The sequence below is a fragment of the Streptomyces sp. NPDC002623 genome (assembly GCF_053592635.1).
In genome coordinates this window covers 143578-166900 of record NZ_JBSFWB010000012.1, presented here as the reverse complement: position 1 = coordinate 166900, position 23323 = coordinate 143578, and the positions used below count along the sequence as shown (strand labels likewise).

Here is a 23323-nt window from a genome sequence, read left to right as displayed (position 1 = left end):
GACACTCCCACGCCGCCCACCGCGAGCGCCCCCGCCGCAGCGGACAGGAAAACAATGAGCCGCGGCCTGACACTGCTGTTCGCGATCGCCGGCGGCACCGCGGTCGCCAACCTCTACTGGGCACAGCCGCTGCTCGACTTCATCGGCCGCGACCTGCACGCCTCCACCGCTTCGGCAGGTTGGCTCGTGACAGCCACACAGATCGGTTACGCGGCCGGTGCCCTGCTGCTGGTGCCGCTCGGCGATGTCCTCGACCGGCGCCGGTTCATCCCCGGGATGATGCTCTGCTCAGCCCTCGCCCTCATCGCCTGCGCACTCGCTCCGTCCATCGGCTCGCTCCTGGTCGCGACGACCCTTCTGGGTCTGACCACCGTCAGCGGCCAGTTGCTCACCCCGCTCGCAGGCGACCTCGCCGACGACACCGACCGTGGGCGCTTGGTGGGAACGGTGGTCTCCGGGCTGCTCATCGGCATCCTCACCTCCCGTACCGTCAGCGGACTCATCGCGGATGCAGCCGGTTGGCGCGCCGTCTACTTCGCTGCGGCAGCGGTCTCCGCTGCCTTCGCGTTGCTTCTTCGCCGTGCGATCCCTTCACTCGCCCCGAAGGTCCACCTGCCCTACCCGCAGTTGCTGACCTCTGTCTGGCAGGTGATCCGGCAGGAGCGCGCGGTGCGCTGGACCCTCTTCCTCGGCGGAACGGCCTTCGGCGTCTTCACCATGTTCTGGACCGCACTGACCTTCCTGCTCAGCGCGCAGCCGTTCTCCTATTCGGTCTCCGCCATCGGCCTGTTCGGCCTCATCGGCCTGGCCGGAGCGCTGGCCGCCCGGCGTGCGGGGCGGTTCCACGACCGTGGCCGGTCCGTGCCGGCGTCCGGATGGGGGTGGGCCGCGATCGTGATCTCGTTCATCGTCGCAGCCTTCACCGACCGTTCCGTCGCAGGGATCGTCGTGGTCGTCGTGCTGCTCGACATCGCCGTACAGGGCGTGAACATCCTCAATCAGACTCGGCTGTTCGCGGTCGCGCCGCAGGCCCGGAGCCGCCTCAACACGGCCTTCGTCACCTGCAACTTCCTCGGCGGCGCGGTCGGCTCCGCGGCCGCCTCCGTCCTGTGGACCGTCGGCGGCTGGAAGGCCGTCACCCTGACCGGCGCCGGCCTCGCCTGCGTCGCGCTCCTCGTGTGGGCGCTCGGCCGCCGCGGACCGCTCCTCAACGAGCAAAGCCGCTGAACTGATCCACAGAGCCCCACTGGTCAAGATATTTCTCCCCTGCCCTGGTTTGGAGCAATGGAACATGAGCACTGCACAGCACAAGATCGGCTCCGGTTACGACGCCACGAGCACCGCCGACGACGTCCTCCAGGGCGTCGACCTGAGCGGCAAGCTGGCGATCGTCACCGGCGGCTACTCAGGCATCGGCGTGGAGACCACCCGCGCGCTCACTCGGGCCGGCGCCCATGTCGTCGTCCCTGCCCGTAGGCCGGACGATGCGCGGGAGGCCCTGGGCGGGGTCGACGACATCGAGGTGGGCGAACTGGACCTCGGCGACCTGGAGAGCGTGCGCGGTTTCGCGGAGCGGTTTCTCGCCTCGGGCCGGACGGTCGACCTGGTCATCGACAGTGCCGGGATCATGGCCTGCCCCGAAACGCGGGTCGGGCCCGGTTGGGAGGCGCAGTTCGCGATCAACCACCTAGGCCACTTCGCCCTTGTCAACCGTCTGTGGCCGGCTCTGGCACCTGGTGGTGCACGGGTCGTGTCCGTGTCCTCCGGCGGCCACCACATGTCCGGCATTCGCTGGGAAGACGTCCAGTGGGAGCGGGGTTACGACAAGTGGCAGGCGTACGGGCAGGCCAAGACCGCGAACGCGCTCTTCGCAGTGCATCTCGACAGGCTGGCCAAGGAGTCCGGCGTCCGAGCCTTCGCCGTGCATCCCGGCGTCATCATCACGCCGCTCCTGCGGCACGTGGCCGAGGAGGAGAAGGTGGAGTTCGGCTGGTTCGACGAGGACGGCAACCTGCGCAACCCCGAGTTCTTCAAGAGCCCGCCGCAGGGCGCGGCCACGCAGGTCTGGGCGGCTGCCTCACCCCAACTGGCCGACCTGGGTGGTCTCTACCTCGAGGACTGCGATGTCGCCGAGCCTGCTCCCGCCGACGGTGAGATGCGCGGTGTGAAGGACTGGGCGACAGACCCCGAACAGGCGGCACGTCTGTGGGAGCTGTCGGCGCAGCTGACTGGCGTGAACGCGTTCGCCGCGTAGTGAGTCTCCGGAGCGCGCGAGCGAGGCCGGACGTCGTACGACGTCCGGTCGCAGCACGGGGTGGGATTGAGGGCCGCCGCCCGGGAGCCCATGCGTGACGTTGTTCAGAACGTCAGGACCAGGCCCCCGTACACCGCCTGCGGCGAGAGGCCGGAGTGCTTCGGCGTGCCTGCTCCGCGGGAAACGTCCTGGCGACCCGGAGGGCGATGCTGCCTTCCTCCACCTGCTGCCGCAGCCGGTCGAGCTTGGCGTGCTCCCGGGCGTAGCGGAACACGACGGCGTCGGCCACTACCCGCAGCCCGTCCGCCTTGGCCAGCTGGACCGCGTGCCGCCCACCGCGCCGGCAGCTCCGGTGATCGCGACGGTCTGGCCGGGCTCCAGACCGAGCGTGTCCAGAGCCGGGCGCGCGGTCAGGCCGTTCATCGGCAGCGACGCCGCCTGCACATCGCTCGAACCGTGGGAGTACGGACGACCGATTCCGCCGGGAGCACGACCTGCTCGGCGTAGGTGCCGCGGGAGCCGTCGGCGAGCACGATCGCCATCACATGGTCGCCGAGGCTCCGGTCCGTGTCCGTACCCGCGCCTGTCTGGTCCACGACGCCTGCGGCCTCCATGCCGGGCCCGCCGAATTCCGTGAAACCTACAGCCTTCATTCGAAGCACCTCAATTGCTCGGCATGCGGTCGTTGAGGTGTCCGGCCTTCCGTCTACCCCGCGCACGGAAAAAGGGAAGGTTCTTGGCGGAAATGCGGTCATAGGGGGGACGAACTGGTCCGCCCTATGGCACGGGAAGCGAGAAGGCGCAGCCTGTCGTGGGAGGGGGTGCCGGGTTCGGCGTTCCACACGATGATGTGCTGGTCGGGATCCGTGCCGCAGGTGAGTGTGTTCCAGTCGAGTGTCAGCTCTCCCACCACCGGGTGGCGGAGCTTCTTGATGCCTTTGCCCCGCAGGGCCACGTCGTGCTCGGTCCACCACTGCCGGAACTGGCCGTCACGGGCGGAGAGCTCCTCGACCAGGGCGGTGAGGCGCTGGTCGTCGGGGTAACGCGCGCTCTCCATGCGCAACTGGGCGATGGCGAGGCGGGTGACCTCCTCCCAGTCGACGTACAGCGTGCGCATCCAGGGCTCCGTGAACAGCAGCCGGACGAACACCCGCTCCTGCGTCGGGTAACGCGCGAAGTCGGTCCACAGGGCGGCGGCGAGACTGTTCCAGCCCAGGATGTCGGTCCGTCGGCCGATCACGAAGGCCGGAGTCGCGGTGAGGTCGTCCAGCATGCGCTGCAGCTGCGGGTCCACCTGCTGGCGATCGTTTGCCGTGGTGGACCGCACCCTCTCCTTCACCGCCAGTTCGAGGAGGTAGGTGCGCTGGTCGTCGTTCAGGCGGAGCGCCTGGGCGATCTCGTTGAGGAGCGGAGTCGATGCCTGGAGCCTGCCCTGCTCGATCCGTGTGTAGTACTCGGTGCTGATCGCGGCGAGAAGGGCCACCTCCTCTCGGCGCAGACCGCTCACGCGGCGTCGTTGACCACCGCGCAGGCCGACATCCGAAGGACTCAGCTCGGCACGGCGGGCCTTGAGAAACTCACCCAGCTCGTTCAGGTGAGGGTTGCGGTGCATGTCTGCAGCCTCGCACAGAATGGTGGCGTCGCGCGGGGTGAAATGCACCCTTTTTGGGCTTACCGGCGCACGAAAACCGTACCGGTTCCGCCTGTACGGCTGCACACGGAACCGGGTCGGCGGCGCGTACCGAGCCGCCGACCCGGTTCCGTCGTCAGCGCAGTGCCTTGAGCAGTTCCTTGGCCAGCGGGACGGCCGAGTACGGGTTCTGGCCGGTGTAGAGCGTGCGGTCCACCACGACGTGCGGGGTGAACGGCTGGTCCTCGCGGTAGTCCGCCTTGAGGTCGGCCACGAGGCGGTCCTGGAGCAGCCATTTGGCCCGGTCGGCGAGGCCGTTCTGCTTCTCCTCGGCGTTGGACAGGCCGGTCATCCGGTAGCCGGTGAACGGGGAGGCCCCGTCCGGGCCGATCGTGGCCAGCAGTGCCGCGGGGCCGTGGCAGACCAGGGAGACGGGCTTGCCGGAGGCGAGCCACTCGGTGAGCAGCTTGCCGGAAGCTGCATCGTCGGGCAGGTCTTCCATCGGGCCCCAGCCGCCGGGGTAGAAGACGGCCACGTAGTCGTCGATGGTGACGTCCTCGATGCGCATCGGGTTCGCCAGTTCGGTCGCCTCGCGCAGGGCGGTCCGCATGCGCTCGGCGCCTTCCTCGCCGCCGTTGAACTCCGCGGTGAGGCTGAGCGCGTCCGCCGTGGGCGGCACACCGCCGGGCGTCGCTGCCGCGATCTCGAAACCGGCCTCCTTGAAGACCTGGTACGGACCGATTGCTTCCTCGGCCCAGAAACCGGCCGCGTGCCGGGTTCCGTCGGCCAGCGTCCAGTGGTCGGACGCGGTGATCACGAAGAGGATCTTCGCCATGGGGAGCTCCTGATGGGTGGGAGTGTCAGCCCTTGAGGGCTTCCTGGATGACGTGGCTGTCGGCGGCCTGACGCATCTCCACGACCTTGCCGTCCCGGACGGTCCAGAAGTGGATGAACCGGATGTCGGCCTTGTGTCCCGTGGTGGTCTCGGCGTGGTAGTGCCCGTAGACGAAGACATGGCCGGCCTCGTCCGCGTAGAACTCCTGGGGCACCGCGCCGAAGGTCTCGATGTTCGGCATCGGCTTGCCGAAGAAGTCCTTGGCCACGCTGTCCCAGCCGTGGTAGACGCCGCTGTTCGGGAAGCCGGGAGTGATGTCCCAGACGAAGTCCGGAGCCATCACCTCCGCGGTGACCTCGGGAGCCATTCGGGACTCGTAGACCCGGCGGATGAGGGCGAGGCTCGGGGAATCGGACATGGGTGCTCCTTGCGGGGGGTGGATGAAAGAGGGAAAGGAGGTCCTGTGATCAGGCGGCGAGGGCGGTCCGCCCGGCGCGGAAGATCGAGGCCTGGCGTGCGACGCGCGCACCCAGGTGCTCAGCGGTGGCGATGTCCGACCTGTGGACCGCTTCCGGGCCGGCGTCGGTCGGGCTCTGCGCGCCGGCGCCCAGGAAGAAGCCCAGCCGGTTGATGTCGTCCTCGCTGCCCGTGGTGGAATCCCAGCCCGGCATCAGGCCCAGACTGATCCAGTGCATGCCGTGCTGGGCCGCCAAGGTGGCGAAATAGCCGAGCGTGGAGGACTTGTCGCCACTCTTGGCGCCGGAGTTGGTGAAGCCCGCGGCCAGCTTGTCCGCCCAGGCATGGGAGAACCAGCGCCTGCTGCTCGCTTCGGCGAAGGTGTGGAAGGCTGCGGAGGCGGTGCCCATGTATGTGGCGGCACCGAAGATGATCGCGTCAGCCGCGTCCAGCTGCCCCCACTGCTCGTCGGTGATGGTGTCCACGGGGATCAAGGTCACCTCGACGCCGATTGCAGCCGCGCCACGTGCCACGGCTTCGGCGATGACAGCCGTGTGGCCGTAGCCCGAATGAAAGGCCACGGCGATCGTGGGACCGACGGAAGTGGACATGGTGATCGGGCTCCTTGAATGTCTCTCGGTGTGTGACCGAGTTTTGCACTGAAAGAGCGCGCTGTGAGGGGGAAGAATTCGTCCCCTCCCTAGTCTTCGCCGGGTAAGCGATTCTCCCCTTCGGAGTCCCGGGATTGAGCGGTGCTCGGAAAATGCGCGCATACTCCGGTCATCTTTCGAAAGCGCTCCGCAGGACCATTTCGAAGGCCCTTTCCTCGGGAGGGAGCTGCACGCTACCGGGTCCCGTCCGGTGCGTCGGCGGGCTGGATCGTGGTCCGCCAATTGGCCACCACCGCGTTGATGAAGTCGTCGGTGACCTCCCCGCGGTCGAGGAAGAGCCGCGCAAGGACGGGGCCGTAGAGCAGAGTGAACTCGTCTTCGCCGACCTGGATGCCCGAAGGTTCCAGCAGCTTGTTGAAGTCCGAGTGGCGGTCGTCGCCGATTCGGGCGAGTGCCTGGGCGCTGTCCGGGTCGTGGTCGGCCTGGGCGGCGACGGCCAGGGCCGCGGTGCGTACGGCCGGCACGCTGACACCCGCGCGCAGGCTCTTCAGCCAGGCGGTGGCGACGGCACCCACGTCGCTGCCCGGTTCGGGGTAGTCACCGAGGTCGGGGCCTTCGAGGATGAGGTCGAAGAGGAGTGCGGCTCGGGTGGGCCAGTGCCGGTAGAGCGTTTGTCGTGTGACGTCTGCCCGCTCGGCCAGCAGGGCATAGGTCAGCCCGGCCGGTCCGACCTGGGGCAGAAGTTCTCGCGCGACCGCCAGCACACGGTTGCGGGTGCGCTGCACGCGCGGGTTGCCCGGGGTCGGTCGACGGCGGTGGAGGGGCTGCTTCATGCCACCAGTCTACCCAGAAATCATACGCCACGTGTGATTTATGTCACGACCTCAATCATCCATGCTGTGTGATAAACAGGATGGGTAATCACACGCGATGGATGATTCCTTGAAGGAGAGCCGACCGTGTCGACTCACACCGTGCCCCAGCCCGTGTTCGCCCGAACCCGCCTCGGCTCCGGCCCCGGCCTGCTCCTTGCCCATGGCGCGGGCAGCAGTCTGGCCAACACCTACGGCCCTGTCATGGAAGGTCTCGCCGCCGGCCACACCGTCGTCGGTATCGACTATCCCGGCAGCGGTGAAACCCCGCGTTCGACCGCCCCGTTGACGGTCGACGACCTCGCCGACCAGCTGGTGGCCGCCGCCGACGCAGAGGGCCTCGACCGGTTCGCCGTGTCCGGCTTCTCCCTCGGTGGCGCGGTCGCCGTCCGTGCTGCCGCCCGTTATCCCGAGCGCGTCACCGCGCTCGTGCTGACCGCCGCCTTCGCGCACCGGGACAACCGGCTCGCACTCGCGTCCTCGATCTGGAACAAGATCGCTGCATCCGGCGACCGGGAGCTGCTCGCGGAGTTCTTGCTCATGGTGGCCCTCGGGACCCATGGGATCGAGTCGATGCCAACTGAGCAACTGCGGCAGACGCTCGGCTACACGGCTGCCGCCGCGGCCGACGGCAGCTCCGAGCAGAGCGACCTTGTCGGCCGGGTCGACGTCCGGGGCGACCTCGCCACCATCGCCGTTCCCACCCTGGTCATCTCGACCACCGATGACCGGCTCACTTCCACCGCCCTGCACCGCCAACTCGCCGACGCCATCCCCGGCGCCCAGCTCGCGGAGATCGCCACCGGCCATCTGCCGATGCTGGAACGGGCTGACCAGTGGCTGCAACTCATCACCGAGTTCCTCGCCAAGCACGACGCCTGAATGGCGGTGGCGCTGCGGGGCCACGCGGCGAGCAGCGGCGGGGCCCCGCAGGGCGCAGTCCTGGTACGTCGCCTCGAACCGCCAGTGCAGGCTGTTGAGTTCGTCCGGGCCGATGCCCTGTACTGGGTGACGAGAGGTCGTCATCTTCGGCTGTTCCACCCAGGAACGAGCCAAGCGCCGACTCGACTGGAGGACGACCGCAAAGCGCGACACCTGACCGGGCGGCGGACATCCTGTCCGAGGCCGCCGCTCGGCTTCCGTCGGAAGGGCGTTGCAGGGCGGGGAGTTACGACCGCGCACCTGCATGGGCGTTCTACGGATGGCTCAGGAACTCGTCGTGCCGGGGCGGAACATCGGATCGGGGTGAACGTGGCCGGACCGGTAGGCGATGGCGACGAGTTGGGCGCGGCCGCTGACGCCGAGCTTGGCCATGATGCGGTTCACGTGGGTTTTGGCGGTCGACGGCGAGACGTCCAGCTCTTCGGCTATGGCGTCATTGGAGCGACCGGCGGCCACCAGGACAAGTACTTGGCGTTCGCGCCCGGTCAGGCTCATCAGCTCCGCGGAGGGAGTGCTCGTCATGTCCGGTGTGGCGAGGCAGCCGGCGATGAGGGCCCTGGTCGCCCGTGGGGAGAGCAGCGCTTCCCCGGCGGCGACCAGCCGGATGGCGTGGAGGAGGTCGGGGAGTTCCGCCCCCTTCTCGAGGAACCCGCCGGCTCCGGCACGGAGCGCGAGGAAGACATGTTCGTCGGCTTCGAGGCCCGTCAACATCAGCACACGTACGCCTGAGAGGCCCTTGTCCGCCGAGATGACGCGGGTAGCGGCGAGGCCGTCCATACCGGGCATGCGGATGTCGATCAGTACGACGTCGGCCCGGGTGCTCCGGGCCAGTCCGACCGCCTCGTCACCCGTTGCAGCCTCTCCGACGACCTCGATGTCCGTCTCCGATGCGATGAGCAGGCGGATGCCGGCGCGGACAAGGGCCTGGCCGTCGGCGAGCAGCACGCGGATGGTCATCTCTGCCTCTGCTGAGCGGCGGTCATACACACGGCAGGCCCCGGCCGATTCGACGTGAACGACCGGCGGTGAGCGAGGGGGAGCCAAGAGGTCGGTCGCCCCCTCGCACACCGACGACCTCGGACTCCCGACAGGGCCGTGTTTCGCGCGGCCACGCCCATGCGTCCGCCTGTCCTGGACGGGATGCTCAGAACGTGAGGACCAGCCGGCCTCGGACACCGCCCGCAGCCAGTAGCCGGTGCGCCTCGGCGGCCTGTTCCGCCGGAAGTGTCCGGGCGATCCTCAGAGTGATGCGGCCCTCCTCCACCTGCTGCCGGAGCCGGTCGAGCTTGGCGCGCTCGCGGGCGTAGCGGAACACCACGATCGGCTCGAAGACGACACCGCGCTCGCCGGGGCCGTCGAAGCCGCGCAGTGAGACCACCCGGCCGCCGTCGGCGACCGCCCGGGCGGCGAGACCGCCGAGCCCGGCACCGTCGACGAATCCGTCGACCCCGTCAGGGATCTCCGCACGGATCCGGTCCGGGTACTCGGCACCACGACGGAGCACCACATCGGCACCCAGTTCCTTGACCAGTGCCTCGTCCTGCTCTGCGGCGTCGGCCACCACACGCAGGCCCTCCGTCTTGGCGAGCTGGACGGCATAGCCGCCCACCGCTCCGGCCGCTCCACTGATCGCCACGGTCCGGCCGGGCTCCAGGCCGAGCGTGTCCAGTGCCAAGCGCGCCGTGAGACCGTTCATGGGGAGGGATGCGGCCTGCACGTCCGTCGTGCCCTCAGGAGCGCGGACGACCGACTCAGCCGGGACCACGACCTGCTCGGCGTACGCGCCGCGCGAGCCACTGGCGAGCACGATCGCCGTCACGCGGTCGCCGACCTTCAGGTCCGTGTCCGTACCCGGGCCTATTTGGTCGACCACGCCTGCCGCCTCCATGCCGGGAACGAACGGCGGCGGGGTGTCGGGGCGACCGGCGGACCCGCTGCGTTGCAGAGCGTCGACTGCGTTGACGGTCGCGGCGTGCACTCGGACACGTATCTCGCCCGGGCCGGCCTCGGGTGCAGGCAGATCCAGGACCTGAAGCACCTCCGGTCCGCCGAATTCCGTGAAACCTACAGCCTTCATTTCGTTACCCCATTGCTCGCCGTGCAGCTGTTGAGGCATCCGACGCTCTCGCCTCGCGCACGCCGGGAAAAGGGGAAGGTTTTTGACCGGGATGTGCGTAGCGGGGGTACGAAGTCTTCCCCTCCCATGGGGCGTCTTTCCGGTGTTCCACTTCGAGGGTTCCTTCAGGGCCTCATTCCTCCGGCGACGACCCAGAGGGTTCGCACTGCACGTACAGGTCCCGACGACCCGTGCCGGAGGGCGGCAAGCACCGTTGACGCGGAGTCGGCCTCGTACGGCGCCACGCCGATGGAAATCATCTCGCGCGTACAGGAATGAGTCCTTGCGGCACTCGGTTGCCCTTTGACATGAACGAACTGGTGGTGCAGACATGAGTGAGGCAGTAGTAGCGAGGGACATCTGACCGAGCTGCGGCTGGCGGACATGGCCGCGAGCGGCGTTGACGTCCAGATCCTCTCGCTGTCCAAGCCCGGCGTGGAGGTGATCGAGGATCCGGCGGAGGCCGTGACCGCCGCACGGCGGGTCAACGACCATCTGGCCAAGGCGATCGCCGAACGTCCCACCCGGTTCGCTGGCTTCGCGACCCTTCCCCTGCAGGATCCGAAGGCCGCCGTAGTGGAGCTGCGTCGGATGGTCGAGGAGCTCGGATTCAAGGGTGTGCTGCACAACGACCATGTGCTCGGTCACTACCTGGACGAGCCCCAGTTCTGGCCGGTGTGGGTCGAGTTGGAACGCCTCGGGGTGACGCTGTATCTGCATCCGCCGGCGGTTCCGGCGGACAACTGGCGTGTCTTCGAGGGGTAGCCCGTGCTGGTCGGCCCACCTGGGGGTGGACTGCATCGGTGGGCGCACATGCGCTCCGGCTGATCTACAGCGGTCTGTTCGACGATTTCCCCGGTGCGTCACTGATGTTGGGGCACATGGGAGAGCTGCTGCCGTTCCAGACGGCCCGGCTCGACAGCCGCTCCGAGCAGGTGCTCGCCGAGCACAGGACCCGTCACCTGCCCTCGTACTACCTGCGGCACAACGTGTACGTCGTGCTCCGGGTGCAGCAGGAGCTGGGTCAGCTGATCGACGTTGCCGCCGGCGCGGGCGACGTGGCAGGCGATAGCCGCGGTGATCCGGTGACCGTGCTCGGCCGCTCCCTGGCGGTCCGCGCGAAGGATCACGGCCCGCCCGTTGGAGGCGAGTCGGCTGTGGCTGCCGGTGGCATAGCGGCCGGTGAGGTCGCCAAGCAGGACCAGATCGGCCGCAGCCGAGGGCAAGTGGGAGAGGCCCAAAGGGCCGTGGAAGTGGGTGAGTTGTTGTTGGGGGAGTGGCTGGTGGGTGGTGAATGACACGGTGGGGTCGTCTCGCACAGACGTGGACGCCACCCAGGCCCGCCAAAACCACGGGTTCCTGCCGAAAGTGGTCATGTGCGGCATGGCGGTTCCCGTCCCTGTCGGCGGGGCTTCGTGGCCGCGCGTGCCGTGGTTGGAATCAGGGTCGTGAGGGTTGCGGTGGCTCGGCAAGGTGGCTTCTGTCAGGCGGAAGGACTTCTGAGAACAGGCTGGTCAGAGCCCTGTTCTGTCAGCCCCTGGGTGTTTCCGCATGCGCATGACGCTGAGCGCCGCATGAACCAGCAACACGCATAAGCGCTCAGGCAAGGAAAGTCGCATGACAACCGACGTCTGGAGCTGCCCGGCGCCGACCTCTCCGGCGAGGAGCTGGTCGTCCGGGAGCCCGGCCGGAAGCGGGACCGTCGCGACGCAGGTAGGGGTAGAAGGCGTTGGAGACGCCGTGCCCACCGGGGGTACGCACGATGTGCAGGCGAGGCCCGGCACCACCCGTGAACGCGACGTCGAGGACGGTCTGCGTCGCCCTCGTCGCCCTCGGAGCAGCCGAAGGGTGTCCGGGTGCAGTCGAACGGGTCGGTGACGCGTGCCGCGTCACCGGATATCGCGGCGTATGTAGGGAGCAGGAACCGGCTGGTCAAAGGGACCGAATCCTCCCGAAGGGGCAATTGCTCATACGCCCGACGAGAAGTCAAGTGAAGCTCCTGCGTTTTTCTCGCTCCTTTTTTTGATGGGCTGACCTTCCTTGTGCTCACAGGGCCGACTTTCGTGTCAAGGGCGATATTCCCCACACGGGGAAGGTAGTGAACAGCGGACTTTTCCGGCGCTGTTGCGGTGTTACGGTTGGTCTCGGCCAGCTCTCAAGCCGTGAGGTTCGTAAAGTGAGAAATCGGCTCGTCGTCAAGGGCGCCCGTCAGCACAATCTCCGTGACGTGTCCGTTGACTTGCCCCGGGATGCGTTGATCGTATTCACGGGTGTATCCGGATCCGGAAAGTCAAGTCTGGCATTCGACACCATATTCGCCGAGGGGCAGCGGCGTTACGTCGAATCCCTTTCGGTATATGCGCGGCAGTTTCTCGGGCAGTTGGACAAGCCCGATGTCGATGCCGTCGAGGGGCTGTCCCCGGCGATCGCCATCGACCAGAAGACAACGAGCCGCAACCCGCGCTCCACGGTCGGCACCATCACCGAGGTCTACGACCACCTGCGCCTGCTGTACGCCCGGATCGGGCGCCCCCACTGCCCCGAGTGCGGGGAGCCGGTCAGCCGGCAGACCCCGCAGCGCATCGTCGACCTGCTGCTGGCCGAGGAGGAGGGAACCCGCTTCCAGGTGCTGGCCCCGGTCGTCCGTGACCGTAAGGGCGAACACACCGAGATCTTCCAGCAGTTGAACGCCGACGGGTTCAGCCGGGTCCGGGTGGACGGGACGGTCCTTTCGCCGGCCACGCCGCCCGCACTGGACAAGCGCAAGAAGCACTTCATCGACGTCGTCGTGGACCGGCTGGCCGTCAAGCCGGGTGTCCGGCAGCGGCTGACGGAATCCGTGGAGACCGCGCTGGGACTCGCAGGCGGTGTGCTCCGGGTCGAGTTCGTGGATCAGGAACCCGGCTCGGACGGACGCGAGCTGGTGTTCTCCGAGGCGATGGCCTGCCCCCGCGCCCACGACATCGGCCTGGAGTCGCTGGAGCCGAGGCTGTTTTCCTTCAACGCCCCCTGGGGCGCCTGTCCCGCCTGTACCGGCCTCGGCTCGCGCATGGAGGTCGACCCCGCTCTCATCGTGCCGGATGACACCAAGTCGCTGGCGGAAGGCGCCATCGCGCCGTGGACCAACACCAGCGGCGCCGACTACTTCACCCGCCTGCTCGAAGCCCTGGCCGCCGACGCCGGCTTCAGCACCGCCACACCCTGGGGGCAACTTCCCTTCGACATAAGGGAGATGGTGCTGCACGGGGCGGAGCGGCGGCTGCACCTCGCGTACCAGAACCGGTTCGGCCGAGAGCGCTCGCACCTGGCACGCTATGAGGGCGTGGTCCCGCACATCAGGCGCCGCTACGCCGAGGGCATCGAGTCCGGAACCGCCAACCGGTTCGCGGGGTACATGCGCGAGGTGCCGTGCGCGGCCTGCGAAGGGGCCCGGCTCGCCCCGGCCGTCCTGGCGATCACGGTCGGCGAGCGCAGCATCGCGCAGGCGGCCGCGCTGCCGCTCGGCGAACTCGCCACGTTCGTACAGGCGTTGGAGCTGACGGACAGCGAGCGGCGGATCGCCGAAGCCGTGCTGTCGGAGATCGGTGAGCGGCTGCGGTTCCTGCTCGACGTCGGCCTGGACTACCTCTCGCTCGACCGGCCCGCCGCCTCCCTCTCCGGTGGCGAGGCGCAGCGGATCCGGCTGGCGACCCAGATCGGAACCGGGCTGACCGGCGTGCTCTACGTCCTGGACGAGCCGTCCGTCGGACTGCACCAGCGTGACAACCAGCGACTCATCGAGACGCTGAAGCGACTACGTGACCGCGGTAACACGGTGATCGTCGTGGAGCACGACGAGGAGATGCTGAGGGTCGCCGACTGGGTGGTGGACATCGGCCCCGGCGCCGGTACTCACGGCGGCCGGATCGTGTGCTCGGGCACCGTGCAGGAACTGGTGGAGCATCCCGAGTCCGTCACCGGCGCGTACCTGTCCGGCCGCCGTACGATCCCGCTGCCCGCACGGCGAAGAAAGCCGACGGACGGCCGTGCGCTCACGGTGCACGAGGCGTCCGAGCACAACCTGCGGGACGTGACGGTGTCGTTCCCGCTCGGGGTGTTCACCGCGGTCACCGGTGTTTCCGGCTCCGGCAAGTCGACGCTGGTCAACGACATCCTGCACACCGCTCTGGCCCAGCGGATCCACCGCGCGCACAATGTGCCGGGCCGGCACCGCACCATTGCCGGCGTCGAACATGTCGACAAGGTCGTCCAGGTCGACCAGTCGCCGATCGGTCGCAGCCCCCGCTCCAACCCGGCGACGTACACGGGCGTCTTCGACCACTTGCGCAAGTTGTTCGCGCAGACTCCGGAGGCGAAGGTGCGCGGCTACCAGCCCGGCCGGTTCTCGTTCAACGTCAAGGGTGGCCGCTGCGAGCCCTGCTTCGGCGACGGCACCATCAAGGTCGAGATGAACTTTCTGCCGGACGTGTATGTCCCGTGCGAGGTGTGCAAGGGCGCCCAGTACAACCGCGAGACCCTCGACGTGCACTACAAGGGCAGGTCCATCGCGGACGTCCTCGCCATGACCGTGGCGGAGAGCCTGGACTTTTTCGACGGTCATCAGATCATCTCCCGACACCTGCGGACCCTGGACGAGGTCGGGCTCGGCTATGTGAAACTCGGCCAGGCGGCCACCACCCTGTCCGGCGGAGAGGCGCAACGCGTCAAACTCGCCACCGAACTCCAGCGGCGTACTCGCGGTCGCACCCTCTACGTGCTGGACGAACCCACCACCGGCCTCCACATCGCCGACGTCGACAGGCTGCTCACGGCGCTGCAACGGCTGGTCGACGGCGGCAACACGGTCGTCGTCATCGAGCACAACCTCGACGTGATCAAGGCGGCCGACTGGCTGATCGACATGGGCCCGGAGGGCGGTCACCGGGGCGGTGAGGTGGTAGCCGAAGGCACCCCGGAACAGGTCGCGGCCGACTCCCGGTCGCACACCGGAAGATTCCTGAGTTCTCTGCTGGAGACGACGTGAGCATCACGGAGACAGAAGCCCGGGTCGAGGACCCGGCGGAATTCCTTCTCACGGAGGCCGACGAGACCGATGCGCCTGCCCCCCGGCTCTCCTCCGGAGGAGGCACGGTCGATCAGGTGAAGGACTACCTGCGGCTCATCTCCAGGGTCCGGCTGCTGACCGCCGAACAGGAGGTGGAACTGGGCAAGCGCATCGAAGCCGGCCTGTACGCCGAGCACCTCCTCGCCGAAGGATCCGTGCCGGATCCGTGCCTCCGCCGGGAACTGACCCTGCTCGCCGAAGACGGACACCACGCGAAGAACCACCTCACCGAGGCCAACCTCCGCCTGGTGGTCTCCGTCGCCAAGCGTTTCACCGGCCGCGGACTGCTGTTCCTGGACCTCATCCAGGAAGGGAACACCGGGCTGATGAGGGCAGTGGAGAAGTTCGACTACACCAAGGGCTTCAAGTTCTCCACGTACGCGACCTGGTGGATCAAACAGGGGATCACCCGGGCCTTGGCCGACCAGAGCCGCACCATCCGCATCCCCGTCCACACCGTGGAGATCATCAACCGCGTGGCACGGTTCCGCCGCGAGCTGCTCCAGGAGACCGGCGCCGAGCCCACCCCGGAGGCCCTGGCGGAGAAGGCGGAGATCACCGTGGAACGCCTGGCCGAACTCAACACCTACACCAAGGAACCCGTCTCACTCGACACCCCCCTTTCCGACGCCGGTGAAACCGAGTTCGGCGATCTCATCATGGACAGCGATTCCCCCACCCCCTGGGACGTGGTCACCTTCGGCCTCCTCCAGCGAACCATCCAGACCATCCTGGCGGAGATGACCCCACGTGAGGCCGGCGTCATCTCCCTGCGCTACGGCCTCCTCGGCGGCCGCCCCCGCACTTTGGAGGAGATCGGTCAGATCTACGGCGTGACCCGCGAACGCATACGCCAGATCGAGGGCAAGACGATGAGCAAGCTGCGCCACCCCTCGCGCTCGCAGGTGCTGCGGGACTACCTCGATGACGAGTGACGGAAGAGTCGGCGACCAAGGCACATCGAGTGAGCCGGCGCCGAGGCCGAGGAGGGTGTGGGTCAGGCAGGCGCGGCAGGTCGCGGCCTGTGGACCGACCGGAACCAAGAGACACGGGTATGGCGGCTCTGCGTGGAGCCGGAACAGGACTGAGCCATCCACAAGTTGAGCGAGCCCGTACCGGCCAGTCCGAGTGAGGTCCACTCTCGCATGCTGGATGGCCAAGAGCTCGGGGCGTTTCATATCGCTCCGCAACTGCTCAGCCCGCCATGGCAGAGGCGTCGAGCAGTCGCAGGGCTACCAGAGTGGAGACCAGCCCGTCCCCCTCGCGCGGGTTCCACCCCGAAGCGTCGTGCCAACGATCGAGGCGGTACGCGACCGAGTTGGGATGGAGGCCCAGGGCGCGGCCGGCGGCGGCGATCGGGAGGCCGTGGTCGGCGTAGGCGCGTACGGCATCGGCAAGATGTGGCGTCCTGCGGGCTGCCTCGACGGCGCGCGCAAACAGCGGCGCGAGCCGCTCGGCCTGGGGAGCCAGGGCGATGGTGAGCCAGTCCTCGGCGAACCGAACGGTGCCTCCCCGGGCTCCTGCCGCACTCAGCGCCGCCGCCGCCGCGTCGCGGATGCTGTCGCTCGCCCCGGCCAGGCCCTGGCGGACGAGCCCGACTCCCACCGGGCCCCGCGTGTGCTTCTCCACGGCCCGGATGATCTCCAACACCGGCTCGGCGGCTGAGCGCTGTGTGAGGACGAGGACCGATGCACCCCGGGTGACACAGTGGCCCACCCCCATGGCCGTGGTGAGTCTGCGCTGAAGGCTCTCGACCAGTTCGTCGGGCCAGTGATCGGCGGACATGCAGTGGACCTGGAAGTCTCCGTCGGGCCGGAAGCCGAGGGCCGCCGTGGCTTCGGTGTCGGGCTCCTGCGAGGCGAGTGCGTCCAGGAAACGGTGGCGCAGGGCGATCCGTGCCGCCCGCTCCCGGCTGTTCTCCTCGCCGTGCGCGTCGGCGATCGCACCGCCGATGATCCGCAGCCACACCCACAGCAGCCCCGCCTCGTGGGCGAGCGGTCCGGCCATTTCCGGGTCGTGCGCCGCCACCTCGCGCAGCAGGGACTCCCAGGTCTCCTGGTGCGCGATGGCACAGATGTCGAACAACAGCGGCAGCGGCGTGCCCACCCGCGCTTGTGCCGCGCTGTGTTCCCTTACCGCGGCCACCTGCCCGGCGCCGGGAGGCCGCCGCTCGGCGATGCCGGACAGCAGGTCGCCTACGAGGCGGCGTACCCACTCCTGCTGTTCGCGGTTCGGCTGCCAGGGCGTGGGCGACTTCGCTACCGGTCAGTGCCAGGACGTAGGACAGCCCCCGTTCCTCCAGGGCGAGGCGGAAGGCGGTGCTGGCGCCGTGACCGGCGTCGGCGACCATGACCGGCGCGTTCAGCCGCCAGCGGTGAGCGTGTCGGGCAGGCCGAGCGCAAGCCGCCGTCTCTCCCGGTGGCCGATGCCGTCCGCCGCTCCCACCCGGCGGCAGGGGTCCCGCTCGTCCGTCCATTCCGCAGGCAGATACAACTGCCACGCAAGTGGGCAGGAAGCGGCGTCGCCGGCGGCATGGACGCCGACCGCGAACGGGCGTTCGCCCGTTTCCGGATCCGCTGCCGGACCGGCAGCGGATCCCACGGTGACTGGTTCACGAACTGCTGCGGGGCCTGCATGTTGCCGTCCGGCAGCCGCTCGGCCATCGGCTGGATCGACTTGCACAGCCCGTCGAGTATCAGGCCCCGCAGACAGCACTCGGGGCAGGAGCCGGTCAGGTGTTCCACGCGCCCTCTGCAGCGGCGGTGCGGGCGTAGTCGGTGAAGTCCCGGGGCGGGCGGCCCAGTACTTGCTCCACGTCGTCGGTCACCGAGTTCAGGACGCCGGACCGAACATCGGCATAGAGGTCGATGGTCAGCCGTATCCATTCCTCGGGCACGCCGTGGGCACGCTGCTCGGTGGCGTACTCCTCGGCGGCCAGCGCGGTGTAGCGGATGTCGCGGCCGGTGGCGTGCGCGATGGCCGTGACGGCGTCGGCGAACGACATCAGCCTCGGGCCGCTCAGCTCGTACGTCCGGCCGACGTGCCCGCCTTCGGTCAGCGCGGCGACGGCGACGGCGGCGATGTCATCGGCGTCGACGAACGCCTCCTTGCCGTCGCCGGCGGGCAGCCGTACGTCGCCGGACAGGATCGGGGCGCGCAGGAAGTCCTCGCTGAAATTCTGGAAGAACCAGCGCAGCTGGAGCACCGTCGCGTCCAGACCGGCCTCGCCCAGCGCCCGTTCCGCCGCCCGTGCACTCTCGAGACTTCCGGTGTCGGGGAAGGAAGCAAGCACCGCACGACGTACTCCGGCCGCCGCAGCCTCATGGGCGAGAGCAGCGACGTCCTCGGCGGCCTGCGGGTCTCCGAGATGAGGCGCGACCACGTACACAGCGGTCGCGCCTTTGACGGCAGGCAGCCAGGTGCTGCGGTCGTTCCAGTCGAAGCGGACCTCGCCGGAGCGGGCCGCCGCCCTTACCGTCACCGCTTTGTCCCGAAGCCGCCGCACCACACGGCGACCGGTCTTGCCGGTGGCGCCTGTCACCAGAATCGTCTCGTTGTTCATGGCTTCCAGCGAACCAGCCGGTGCACGTCCGCGACCATGGCGAGCAGGCTCACCTCCATACGCGTTCGTCTACGCTGGCCGTCATGGACGCCCTGACACAGGCCGACACGGATCCGCTGACCGAACTGCTCAACGGGGTGCGTACCACAGGGGCGGTCTTCAACTGGTCCCCGCTGTCCGGCAGTTGGGCGGTGCGCTTCGAGGAGGCGGCTCCACTCGCGCTCGCGGTCCCCTTGCACGGTCCTGCTTGGGTGATTCCTGATGGCGGCCGGCCGGTGCGGCTCGGTCCAGAGGATGTGGCCGTGTTCAGCGGTGCCACCCCGTACGTGATCGCAAGCCACCTGGCCGCCGAACCGGAGGCGATCATCCGCTCTGATGGACGCTGTACCCCCCTGGACGGACGAGAGCAGGGCAGCGCACGGGATCCGGGCACCTGGGACGCATCCGCGCCGGACGACACAGTGGTGCTGAACGGCCTGTACACCGTGGGGGCCGGTGCCCCCGGACGACTGCTCGCGGCCCTGCCGCCGCTCGCTTTCATTCCGGCGGAGCAGGGAACCTGCCCCATCAACCCAGCGGCGTTCGAGGACATCGCCCGCCCGGCCCCAGGCCGGCAGGTCCTGCTCGACCGTCTGCTGGACCTGATGCTCATCGCCGCGTTGCGTTCCTGGTTCACCCGCCCCGGTGCTGACGTGCCCGGCTGGTACCGCGCACTCAGCGACCCGGTGGTCGGACGCGCTCTTCGGATGCTGGACGCCGACATGGCCCGCCAGTGGACCGTCGACGTCCTGGCGGCCAAGGCCGGTGTGTCCCGCGCGGCGCTGGCCAGGCGCTTCACCGCCCTGGTCGGGCAGCCCCCGATGACCTACCTGCGCGAGAAGCGCATCACCCTGGCCTCTGCCATGCTGCACGAACCGGATGCCACGATCGGCGCCGTGGCAGCCAGGGTCGGCTTTTCCAGTGCCTTCGCGCTGAGCACCGCGTTCAAACAGGCTCGCGGGATCAGCCCGAGCGAGTACCGGGCAGGAACAGCTCCGACGAGGGACACCGCAGCGAAGGCGTGACCCGGCCGCTGCCGAGGTCGCGCGGGCTGCGGCAAGGACGGCAGGATCACGGTCGCCCCGCTCTGGCCCTCGGCGCGAGCCGCGAAGAAATCGTTCGCCATTGCCCCGAGGATGCCCAGGCGGAACACGGCGCTGGAGTCACCAATGTGACGCTATCCGGGCTCCTGTGATCAGCGAGAGCTCAACCGGTGCTGTTTTGCCTTGCCTTGTCAGGAAGGGAGAGTAAAGGCCGGGGGGCTCGTTGCGCCGGTTCCTGCCTGGTGCAGGCAGTACTTCAACCGTCGCAGGTAGTCGTCGAAGGACTCGTCCGCGCCCCAGGTCTGGTAGGCGGTGGTCTGCGCCGCGAAGGCCAGGTTGAGCTGCAGGGCCGCGGTCATGGGGTCGCCTTCGGGGGCGTGTGACGCCGTCCACTCGCGCACGTCGGTGAGGAACTGTTCGCCGACGACGTCCCAGCTCGACTGGGCGAGGGCAGGGGAGCGGTCCGTGAGTCGTCGTTGCAGGGGGATGCGGTCACCGAGGAGCTCGTTGAAGCCGACCAGGATGGCCGTCAATGAGTCCCACAGCGGCTCGTCGGCGGGGCGGTCCGCCATGATCGCTCGCCAGTGGTCCCGTTGTTCGGGGTCCTGGTCGAAGACGACGGCTTCCTTGCTGGCGAAATAGTTGAAGAAGGTGCTGCGGGAGACGTTCGCGGCGGCCGCGATCTCCTCGACGCTGACGGCCTCGAACCCGCGCTCCTCGAAGAGCTGAAGCGCAGCGGTCCGGATGGCGCGCCAGGCTGCCACCTTCTTACGTTCACGCAGACTCATGACTCATCCTCCCAGGAGGAGCATACAGAAGTAAACGCCGTGCAGATTTGCACGCAGTCCAAAATTCTGTATGGTTGAGCCCAGAACGGATGCGGTCTCCCCCCCGGGGATGACCAAGGCCGTCCCTGCCTTCCGCACACCCTGTCGAGTCCGTTGAGCGGCACCAGGAAAGTGAGCCGAACACATGCCCAGTCCTGACGACGTCGTCCGTGCGATGGTCGCGTGCTGGAACGTCCCCGACCCCGACCCCGGCCGGCGTGACTACTTCGACATGGCCGAGGTCAACCGGGCCCTGGGCCACTGAGCAGTCGGCGCGCCAGAACAGATCCGCGCAGCGCGCACCCCTGGCCACGATGACCTCGTCGCCCGTCGTCCCTCCCACCGTCTGACCCTCGCCGCGACCAGCGCGGATGCAAGCCTTTCCATCAACATCGCCGCCGGCGTTCCTGCCCCGCGATTCCACGCCGTCACCCGCGCCCCACCAGGCCTGCAACGGCCCTGACCTCCGTGGGATCGGCTCATCGACGCCCCCGCTGACCGGGGACGGCGAACCGCCCGCCCGCAGGGCGAGGTCCACCACGTCGCCCTGTCCGGCACCACCGGCCCCAAAGGGCTTCCTCGCCGCGAGAAGCGGCGGCTTCCGCCCCCGACATCGGGGCCCCATGTCCCAGGACTCGCCATGGCGCACGCGCCGTCGGTCCTGTCGCACCACATCACCCGATCCACACCCTCTACGAAGGACGTTCTACGACCATGAATGCCTCCACCGGAGCTCCCACGACCACCGCAGCCGTCGAGTCGGAGGAGCCGCTCAGCCCCGGCTACGACACGGCGACCAAGGACGACGCCGAGTTCAACAAGGACTTCCGCCACTGCTTCACCACCATCGACGACGTGCAGATGCACTACGTCATCGGCGGCGACGGACCGCAGGTCATGGTGCTGCTGCACGGCTGGCCGCACAGCTGGTACGTGTACCGCGAGATCATGCACTCGCTGCTGCCCGGCCGCACCGTCATCGCCATCGACCTGCCGGGCATGGGCGACTCGACCGGAAACCCGCCCTCCATGGCCCGGACGGTCCTGGCCGACTACGTCCACCGGCTGCTGGACCACCTCGGACACCGAGAGAACGTGCAGGTCGTCGCCCACGACTTCGGCGTCGGCGTTGCCTACCCGCTGGCCGCCAACCACCGCGAACAGGTGGCGGGGCTGTTCCTCATGGACTACATACTGCCGGGCAAGAACGCGAAGGGCGCCGACCTTCTCCCCATCTCGTTCCACTTCTCCTTCAACCAGCAGAATCCGCTCGCGGAGGAACTGGTCACCGGCCGGGTCGAGACCTTCCTCTCCCGCTTCCTCCAGTCGATGAAGTCCGGCGCCGGCGAGCCCGTCTCCGACGCAGAGTTCGCCGAGTACGTCCGCGTGTACTCCCGCGACCAGGTCCTGCACGCCGGCTTCGAGCTCTACCGGGTCTGGGACCGGGACGAGACCGAGAACGCCGCCCTGCAGGAGACCCCGCTGACCATCCCGGTCCGCCTGCTCACCCAGGCCGGCTTCGCCCCGTTCATGCTGCCGGCCCTGCAGGACGGCGCCCCCGACGCCACCGCCGGCGACGTCCCCGGCGCCGGGCACTTCCTCGTCCACGAAGCACCCGACCGCGTCCTGGCCGAGATCAACGCCTTCTACCCCACCCGCTGAACGACTCCTCCGCTCGGGGCCTCGAGCACGCCATCAGCGACGTGCTCAAGGCCCCGCCGTGCGGGGCTACTTGAGGCACTGTGGTGGCGGTCTGAAGTCGATTGCCGGAGATCAGCCGCTGCGTGACCATCGTCGGATGGATACGACGGCGGTGTCATCAGCCTTGAGGACTTCCTCGCGGCAGCGGGCCTGGAGTTGGCACCGGGTGCCTCGGTGAGCTGAGGTCGTTGCACGAGGTCAGGTCACAACGGGTCGCGACGGCAAGGGAGTTCTTCAGTCTGTTGACGGCCCGCTCGATCGTGTCGCGCTTCCTGTACCGCTCCTCGTCGAAGCCCGGCGGCCGTCCGCCTCCTGATCCTCTACGCAGGCGGACGGCTCGGCCGTCGGCCTTCTCCGGGATCGTGTGCCGGATGGTGCGCGCGCACGACATGCCCGACACATGAGGCCACGCGAATTCACATGACAGTTGCGAGCCAGCTCCGCGATCATTGGCCGGTGACCATGAGACCTGACCTTCTCAGTCTGAGCATCGTGTGCCCTCCACCCGACGAGGGCAGCGTGCAGGTCCGCCCGATCGTCAATGGCCGGGATCTTCTGGCCGAGGTGGTCCCCGGTGGCCTGGGAGGCTCCTGGTATCTGGGAGTGGGCCCCAGGCATCTGCTGGGCCAGGACGGGCCGTTGCACGCCACGGCGACGCCCCACGAGGTTCGTCTCGCTTCGTCCGGGTGCGGCGTGGAGGAGTGCTGTGGCGCGCTGTACATGACGGTCACGCGTGACGGGGATCATGTTGTCTGGGCGGGCTGGCGCGACCCGGCCAATCAGGACTTCCACCCGCCGGAGCTTCGTTTCACCGCAGATCAGTACGAGGCCGAGGTCCTGCGAGCCGGAGAGGACCGCAGCTGGGAGTGGCCGGCAGGAGCGGTTGCGCGGCTGCTTGAGGCGGGGCTGAGGGGACGCGGGGACTGGCTCGTCAGGTGGGACTGCGAGTTGGAAGGCGTCTGGGCCTTCCGCATGGAACCCGATCGAATCCACGTCGTCCTGTGGCATCCCCGTGACCGGGCCGATGCAGATCTGCCCTGGCTCCAGTTCGGGATGACCTTCCCGATCTCCGCGGACGCCCCATCGGTCCAAGCCGAGCGCCTTGAAGCGCGGCTGACCGCAGGCGATCCCCGTGCCACCGCCGAGGTCTGGGGAGGTTCGCATGATGCCGAGCAACTGGGCTACCCATGGCCGCCGGTCGACCCGCTGTCCATGTGAACGGCAGGCAGAGGCGGAGTTGGCGTGACCGCTGACACCCCTGCGACGTCACCCCCGCCCCGTACGACACCGCCGAACCCGCGTCCTCCTGCCTGACACACGTCAGCATCACC

23 protein-coding genes and 2 pseudogenes are annotated in these 23323 nt (G+C 68.5%); 10 read left to right on the top strand and 15 right to left on the bottom strand.

The features are described 5' to 3' along the window. Positions 1-54: 54 nt before the first annotated feature. Both ACWD4O_RS23230 and ACWD4O_RS23225 read left to right on the top strand, forming a co-directional pair. Positions 55-1227 carry an MFS transporter gene (locus ACWD4O_RS23230; RefSeq protein WP_451282412.1) on the top strand — a complete coding sequence of 391 codons (1173 nt, stop codon included), beginning with the start codon at positions 55-57 and terminating at the stop codon, positions 1225-1227. Between the two features lie 64 nt (positions 1228-1291). After that, the gene (locus ACWD4O_RS23225; RefSeq protein WP_451282411.1) at positions 1292-2254 is read left to right on the top strand and encodes an SDR family NAD(P)-dependent oxidoreductase; all 963 of its coding nucleotides are present in this window, start codon (positions 1292-1294) and stop codon (positions 2252-2254) included. A 112-nt stretch (positions 2255-2366) separates the two neighbouring features. Here the strand turns inward: ACWD4O_RS23225 and ACWD4O_RS23220 are convergent, their stop codons facing one another. The 7 genes from ACWD4O_RS23220 to ACWD4O_RS23190 form a co-directional block, all read right to left on the bottom strand. Beyond that, positions 2367-2543, bottom strand: a complete 177-nt coding sequence (locus ACWD4O_RS23220; RefSeq protein ID WP_451282409.1) for a hypothetical protein — start codon at positions 2541-2543, stop codon at positions 2367-2369. A gap of 130 nt (positions 2544-2673) precedes the next feature. Next, on the bottom strand, positions 2674-2907 hold the full coding sequence (locus tag ACWD4O_RS23215) for an alcohol dehydrogenase catalytic domain-containing protein (RefSeq protein WP_451282407.1): 234 nt from the start codon (positions 2905-2907) through the stop codon (positions 2674-2676). Positions 2908-3005: 98 nt separating this feature from the next. Next, positions 3006-3866 (bottom strand): helix-turn-helix domain-containing protein, encoded by an 861-nt coding sequence (locus ACWD4O_RS23210; protein ID WP_451282406.1) that lies wholly within the window; start codon positions 3864-3866, stop codon positions 3006-3008. Positions 3867-4020: 154 nt separating this feature from the next. Next, positions 4021-4719: a type 1 glutamine amidotransferase domain-containing protein gene (locus ACWD4O_RS23205; RefSeq protein WP_451282404.1), complete on the bottom strand. Its 699-nt coding sequence runs from the start codon at positions 4717-4719 to the stop codon at positions 4021-4023. A gap of 25 nt (positions 4720-4744) precedes the next feature. Further along, complete coding sequence (locus tag ACWD4O_RS23200; protein WP_451282403.1) at positions 4745-5137, bottom strand: nuclear transport factor 2 family protein; 393 nt, start codon at positions 5135-5137, stop codon at positions 4745-4747. Positions 5138-5186: 49 nt separating this feature from the next. Then, the gene (locus ACWD4O_RS23195; RefSeq protein ID WP_451282401.1) at positions 5187-5786 is read right to left on the bottom strand and encodes a flavodoxin family protein; all 600 of its coding nucleotides are present in this window, start codon (positions 5784-5786) and stop codon (positions 5187-5189) included. Positions 5787-6019: 233 nt separating this feature from the next. Further along, positions 6020-6619, bottom strand: coding sequence for a TetR/AcrR family transcriptional regulator (locus ACWD4O_RS23190; RefSeq protein WP_451282400.1), 600 nt, complete (start codon positions 6617-6619; stop codon positions 6020-6022). 126 nt (positions 6620-6745) lie between these two features. Here ACWD4O_RS23190 and ACWD4O_RS23185 point away from each other — a divergent pair, with 126 nt between their 5' ends. Next, positions 6746-7540, top strand: coding sequence for an alpha/beta fold hydrolase (locus ACWD4O_RS23185; RefSeq protein ID WP_451282398.1), 795 nt, complete (start codon positions 6746-6748; stop codon positions 7538-7540). A 324-nt stretch (positions 7541-7864) separates the two neighbouring features. On the opposite strand, the gene ACWD4O_RS23180 is transcribed toward ACWD4O_RS23185, so the two are convergent. Together ACWD4O_RS23180 and ACWD4O_RS23175 are read right to left on the bottom strand one after the other, a co-directional pair. Then, on the bottom strand, positions 7865-8557 hold the full coding sequence (locus tag ACWD4O_RS23180; protein WP_451282397.1) for a response regulator: 693 nt from the start codon (positions 8555-8557) through the stop codon (positions 7865-7867). A 187-nt stretch (positions 8558-8744) separates the two neighbouring features. Further along, the gene (locus ACWD4O_RS23175) at positions 8745-9677 is read right to left on the bottom strand and encodes an NADP-dependent oxidoreductase (RefSeq protein WP_451282396.1); all 933 of its coding nucleotides are present in this window, start codon (positions 9675-9677) and stop codon (positions 8745-8747) included. 423 nt (positions 9678-10100) lie between these two features. On the opposite strand from ACWD4O_RS23175, the gene ACWD4O_RS23170 reads away from it, so the two are divergent. From ACWD4O_RS23170 to ACWD4O_RS23155, 4 genes are all read left to right on the top strand, one after another. After that, entirely contained in the window at positions 10101-10481 is a 381-nt protein-coding gene (locus ACWD4O_RS23170; protein WP_451282395.1) for an amidohydrolase family protein, read from the top strand. A gap of 38 nt (positions 10482-10519) precedes the next feature. Continuing rightward, positions 10520-11014, top strand: coding sequence for a hypothetical protein (locus ACWD4O_RS23165; RefSeq protein ID WP_451282393.1), 495 nt, complete (start codon positions 10520-10522; stop codon positions 11012-11014). An 878-nt stretch (positions 11015-11892) separates the two neighbouring features. Beyond that, the gene (gene uvrA, locus ACWD4O_RS23160) at positions 11893-14739 is read left to right on the top strand and encodes an excinuclease ABC subunit UvrA (RefSeq protein ID WP_451282391.1); all 2847 of its coding nucleotides are present in this window, start codon (positions 11893-11895) and stop codon (positions 14737-14739) included. Next, positions 14736-15755 carry an RNA polymerase sigma factor gene (locus ACWD4O_RS23155; protein WP_451282389.1) on the top strand — a complete coding sequence of 340 codons (1020 nt, stop codon included), beginning with the start codon at positions 14736-14738 and terminating at the stop codon, positions 15753-15755. The genes uvrA and ACWD4O_RS23155 overlap by 4 nt, the downstream gene beginning before the upstream one ends. Before the next feature lie 259 nt (positions 15756-16014). Here the strand turns inward: ACWD4O_RS23155 and ACWD4O_RS23150 are convergent, their stop codons facing one another. The 4 genes and pseudogenes from ACWD4O_RS23150 to ACWD4O_RS23135 form a co-directional block, all read right to left on the bottom strand. Continuing rightward, entirely contained in the window at positions 16015-16926 is a 912-nt protein-coding gene (locus ACWD4O_RS23150; protein ID WP_451282387.1) for a helix-turn-helix domain-containing protein, read from the bottom strand. 255 nt (positions 16927-17181) lie between these two features. After that, positions 17182-17421: a transposase gene (locus ACWD4O_RS23145; RefSeq protein ID WP_451282385.1), complete on the bottom strand. Its 240-nt coding sequence runs from the start codon at positions 17419-17421 to the stop codon at positions 17182-17184. Beyond that, positions 17382-17564: pseudogene (locus ACWD4O_RS23140) on the bottom strand (transposase); the annotation flags it as partial. The gene ACWD4O_RS23145 and the pseudogene ACWD4O_RS23140, both read right to left, overlap by 40 nt. Continuing rightward, positions 17552-18382 carry an NmrA family NAD(P)-binding protein gene (locus ACWD4O_RS23135; RefSeq protein ID WP_451282383.1) on the bottom strand — a complete coding sequence of 277 codons (831 nt, stop codon included), beginning with the start codon at positions 18380-18382 and terminating at the stop codon, positions 17552-17554. The pseudogene ACWD4O_RS23140 and the gene ACWD4O_RS23135, both read right to left, overlap by 13 nt. An 83-nt stretch (positions 18383-18465) precedes the next feature. Between ACWD4O_RS23135 and ACWD4O_RS23130 the strand changes: the two genes are divergently transcribed. Beyond that, entirely contained in the window at positions 18466-19446 is a 981-nt protein-coding gene (locus ACWD4O_RS23130) for an AraC family transcriptional regulator (protein WP_451282381.1), read from the top strand. 209 nt (positions 19447-19655) lie between these two features. On the opposite strand, the gene ACWD4O_RS23125 is transcribed toward ACWD4O_RS23130, so the two are convergent. Then, positions 19656-20252, bottom strand: a complete 597-nt coding sequence (locus tag ACWD4O_RS23125) for a TetR family transcriptional regulator (RefSeq protein WP_451282380.1) — start codon at positions 20250-20252, stop codon at positions 19656-19658. Between the two features lie 753 nt (positions 20253-21005). Here ACWD4O_RS23125 and ACWD4O_RS23120 point away from each other — a divergent pair. Next, positions 21006-21953, top strand: a complete 948-nt coding sequence (locus ACWD4O_RS23120) for an alpha/beta fold hydrolase (RefSeq protein ID WP_451282378.1) — start codon at positions 21006-21008, stop codon at positions 21951-21953. A 241-nt stretch (positions 21954-22194) separates the two neighbouring features. Here the strand turns inward: ACWD4O_RS23120 and ACWD4O_RS23115 are convergent. Next, a pseudogene (locus tag ACWD4O_RS23115) lies at positions 22195-22371 on the bottom strand (IS5/IS1182 family transposase); the annotation flags it as partial. A gap of 83 nt (positions 22372-22454) precedes the next feature. On the opposite strand from ACWD4O_RS23115, the gene ACWD4O_RS23110 reads away from it, so the two are divergent. After that, positions 22455-23210, top strand: a complete 756-nt coding sequence (locus ACWD4O_RS23110; protein WP_451282574.1) for a hypothetical protein — start codon at positions 22455-22457, stop codon at positions 23208-23210. Positions 23211-23323: the final 113 nt, after the last annotated feature.

Bases quoted from the DNA above. Each gene is read 5' to 3' on its own strand.
- ACWD4O_RS23230 (WP_451282412.1), top strand. From the start codon at position 55: ATGAGCCGCGGCCTGACACTGCTGTTCGCGATCGCCGGCGGCACCGCG.
- ACWD4O_RS23225 (WP_451282411.1), top strand. From the start codon at position 1,292: ATGAGCACTGCACAGCACAAGATCGGCTCCGGTTACGACGCCACGAGC.
- ACWD4O_RS23215 (WP_451282407.1), bottom strand. From the start codon at position 2,907: ATGAAGGCTGTAGGTTTCACGGAATTCGGCGGGCCCGGCATGGAGGCC.
- ACWD4O_RS23210 (WP_451282406.1), bottom strand. From the start codon at position 3,866: ATGCACCGCAACCCTCACCTGAACGAGCTGGGTGAGTTTCTCAAGGCC.
- ACWD4O_RS23205 (WP_451282404.1), bottom strand. From the start codon at position 4,719: ATGGCGAAGATCCTCTTCGTGATCACCGCGTCCGACCACTGGACGCTG.
- ACWD4O_RS23200 (WP_451282403.1), bottom strand. From the start codon at position 5,137: ATGTCCGATTCCCCGAGCCTCGCCCTCATCCGCCGGGTCTACGAGTCC.
- ACWD4O_RS23195 (WP_451282401.1), bottom strand. From the start codon at position 5,786: ATGTCCACTTCCGTCGGTCCCACGATCGCCGTGGCCTTTCATTCGGGC.
- ACWD4O_RS23190 (WP_451282400.1), bottom strand. From the start codon at position 6,619: ATGAAGCAGCCCCTCCACCGCCGTCGACCGACCCCGGGCAACCCGCGC.
- ACWD4O_RS23180 (WP_451282397.1), bottom strand. From the start codon at position 8,557: ATGACCATCCGCGTGCTGCTCGCCGACGGCCAGGCCCTTGTCCGCGCC.
- ACWD4O_RS23175 (WP_451282396.1), bottom strand. From the start codon at position 9,677: ATGAAGGCTGTAGGTTTCACGGAATTCGGCGGACCGGAGGTGCTTCAG.
- ACWD4O_RS23170 (WP_451282395.1), top strand. From the start codon at position 10,101: ATGGCCGCGAGCGGCGTTGACGTCCAGATCCTCTCGCTGTCCAAGCCC.
- ACWD4O_RS23135 (WP_451282383.1), bottom strand. From the start codon at position 18,382: ATGAACAACGAGACGATTCTGGTGACAGGCGCCACCGGCAAGACCGGT.
- ACWD4O_RS23130 (WP_451282381.1), top strand. From the start codon at position 18,466: ATGGACGCCCTGACACAGGCCGACACGGATCCGCTGACCGAACTGCTC.
- ACWD4O_RS23125 (WP_451282380.1), bottom strand. From the start codon at position 20,252: ATGAGTCTGCGTGAACGTAAGAAGGTGGCAGCCTGGCGCGCCATCCGG.
- ACWD4O_RS23120 (WP_451282378.1), top strand. From the start codon at position 21,006: ATGAATGCCTCCACCGGAGCTCCCACGACCACCGCAGCCGTCGAGTCG.
- ACWD4O_RS23110 (WP_451282574.1), top strand. From the start codon at position 22,455: ATGAGACCTGACCTTCTCAGTCTGAGCATCGTGTGCCCTCCACCCGAC.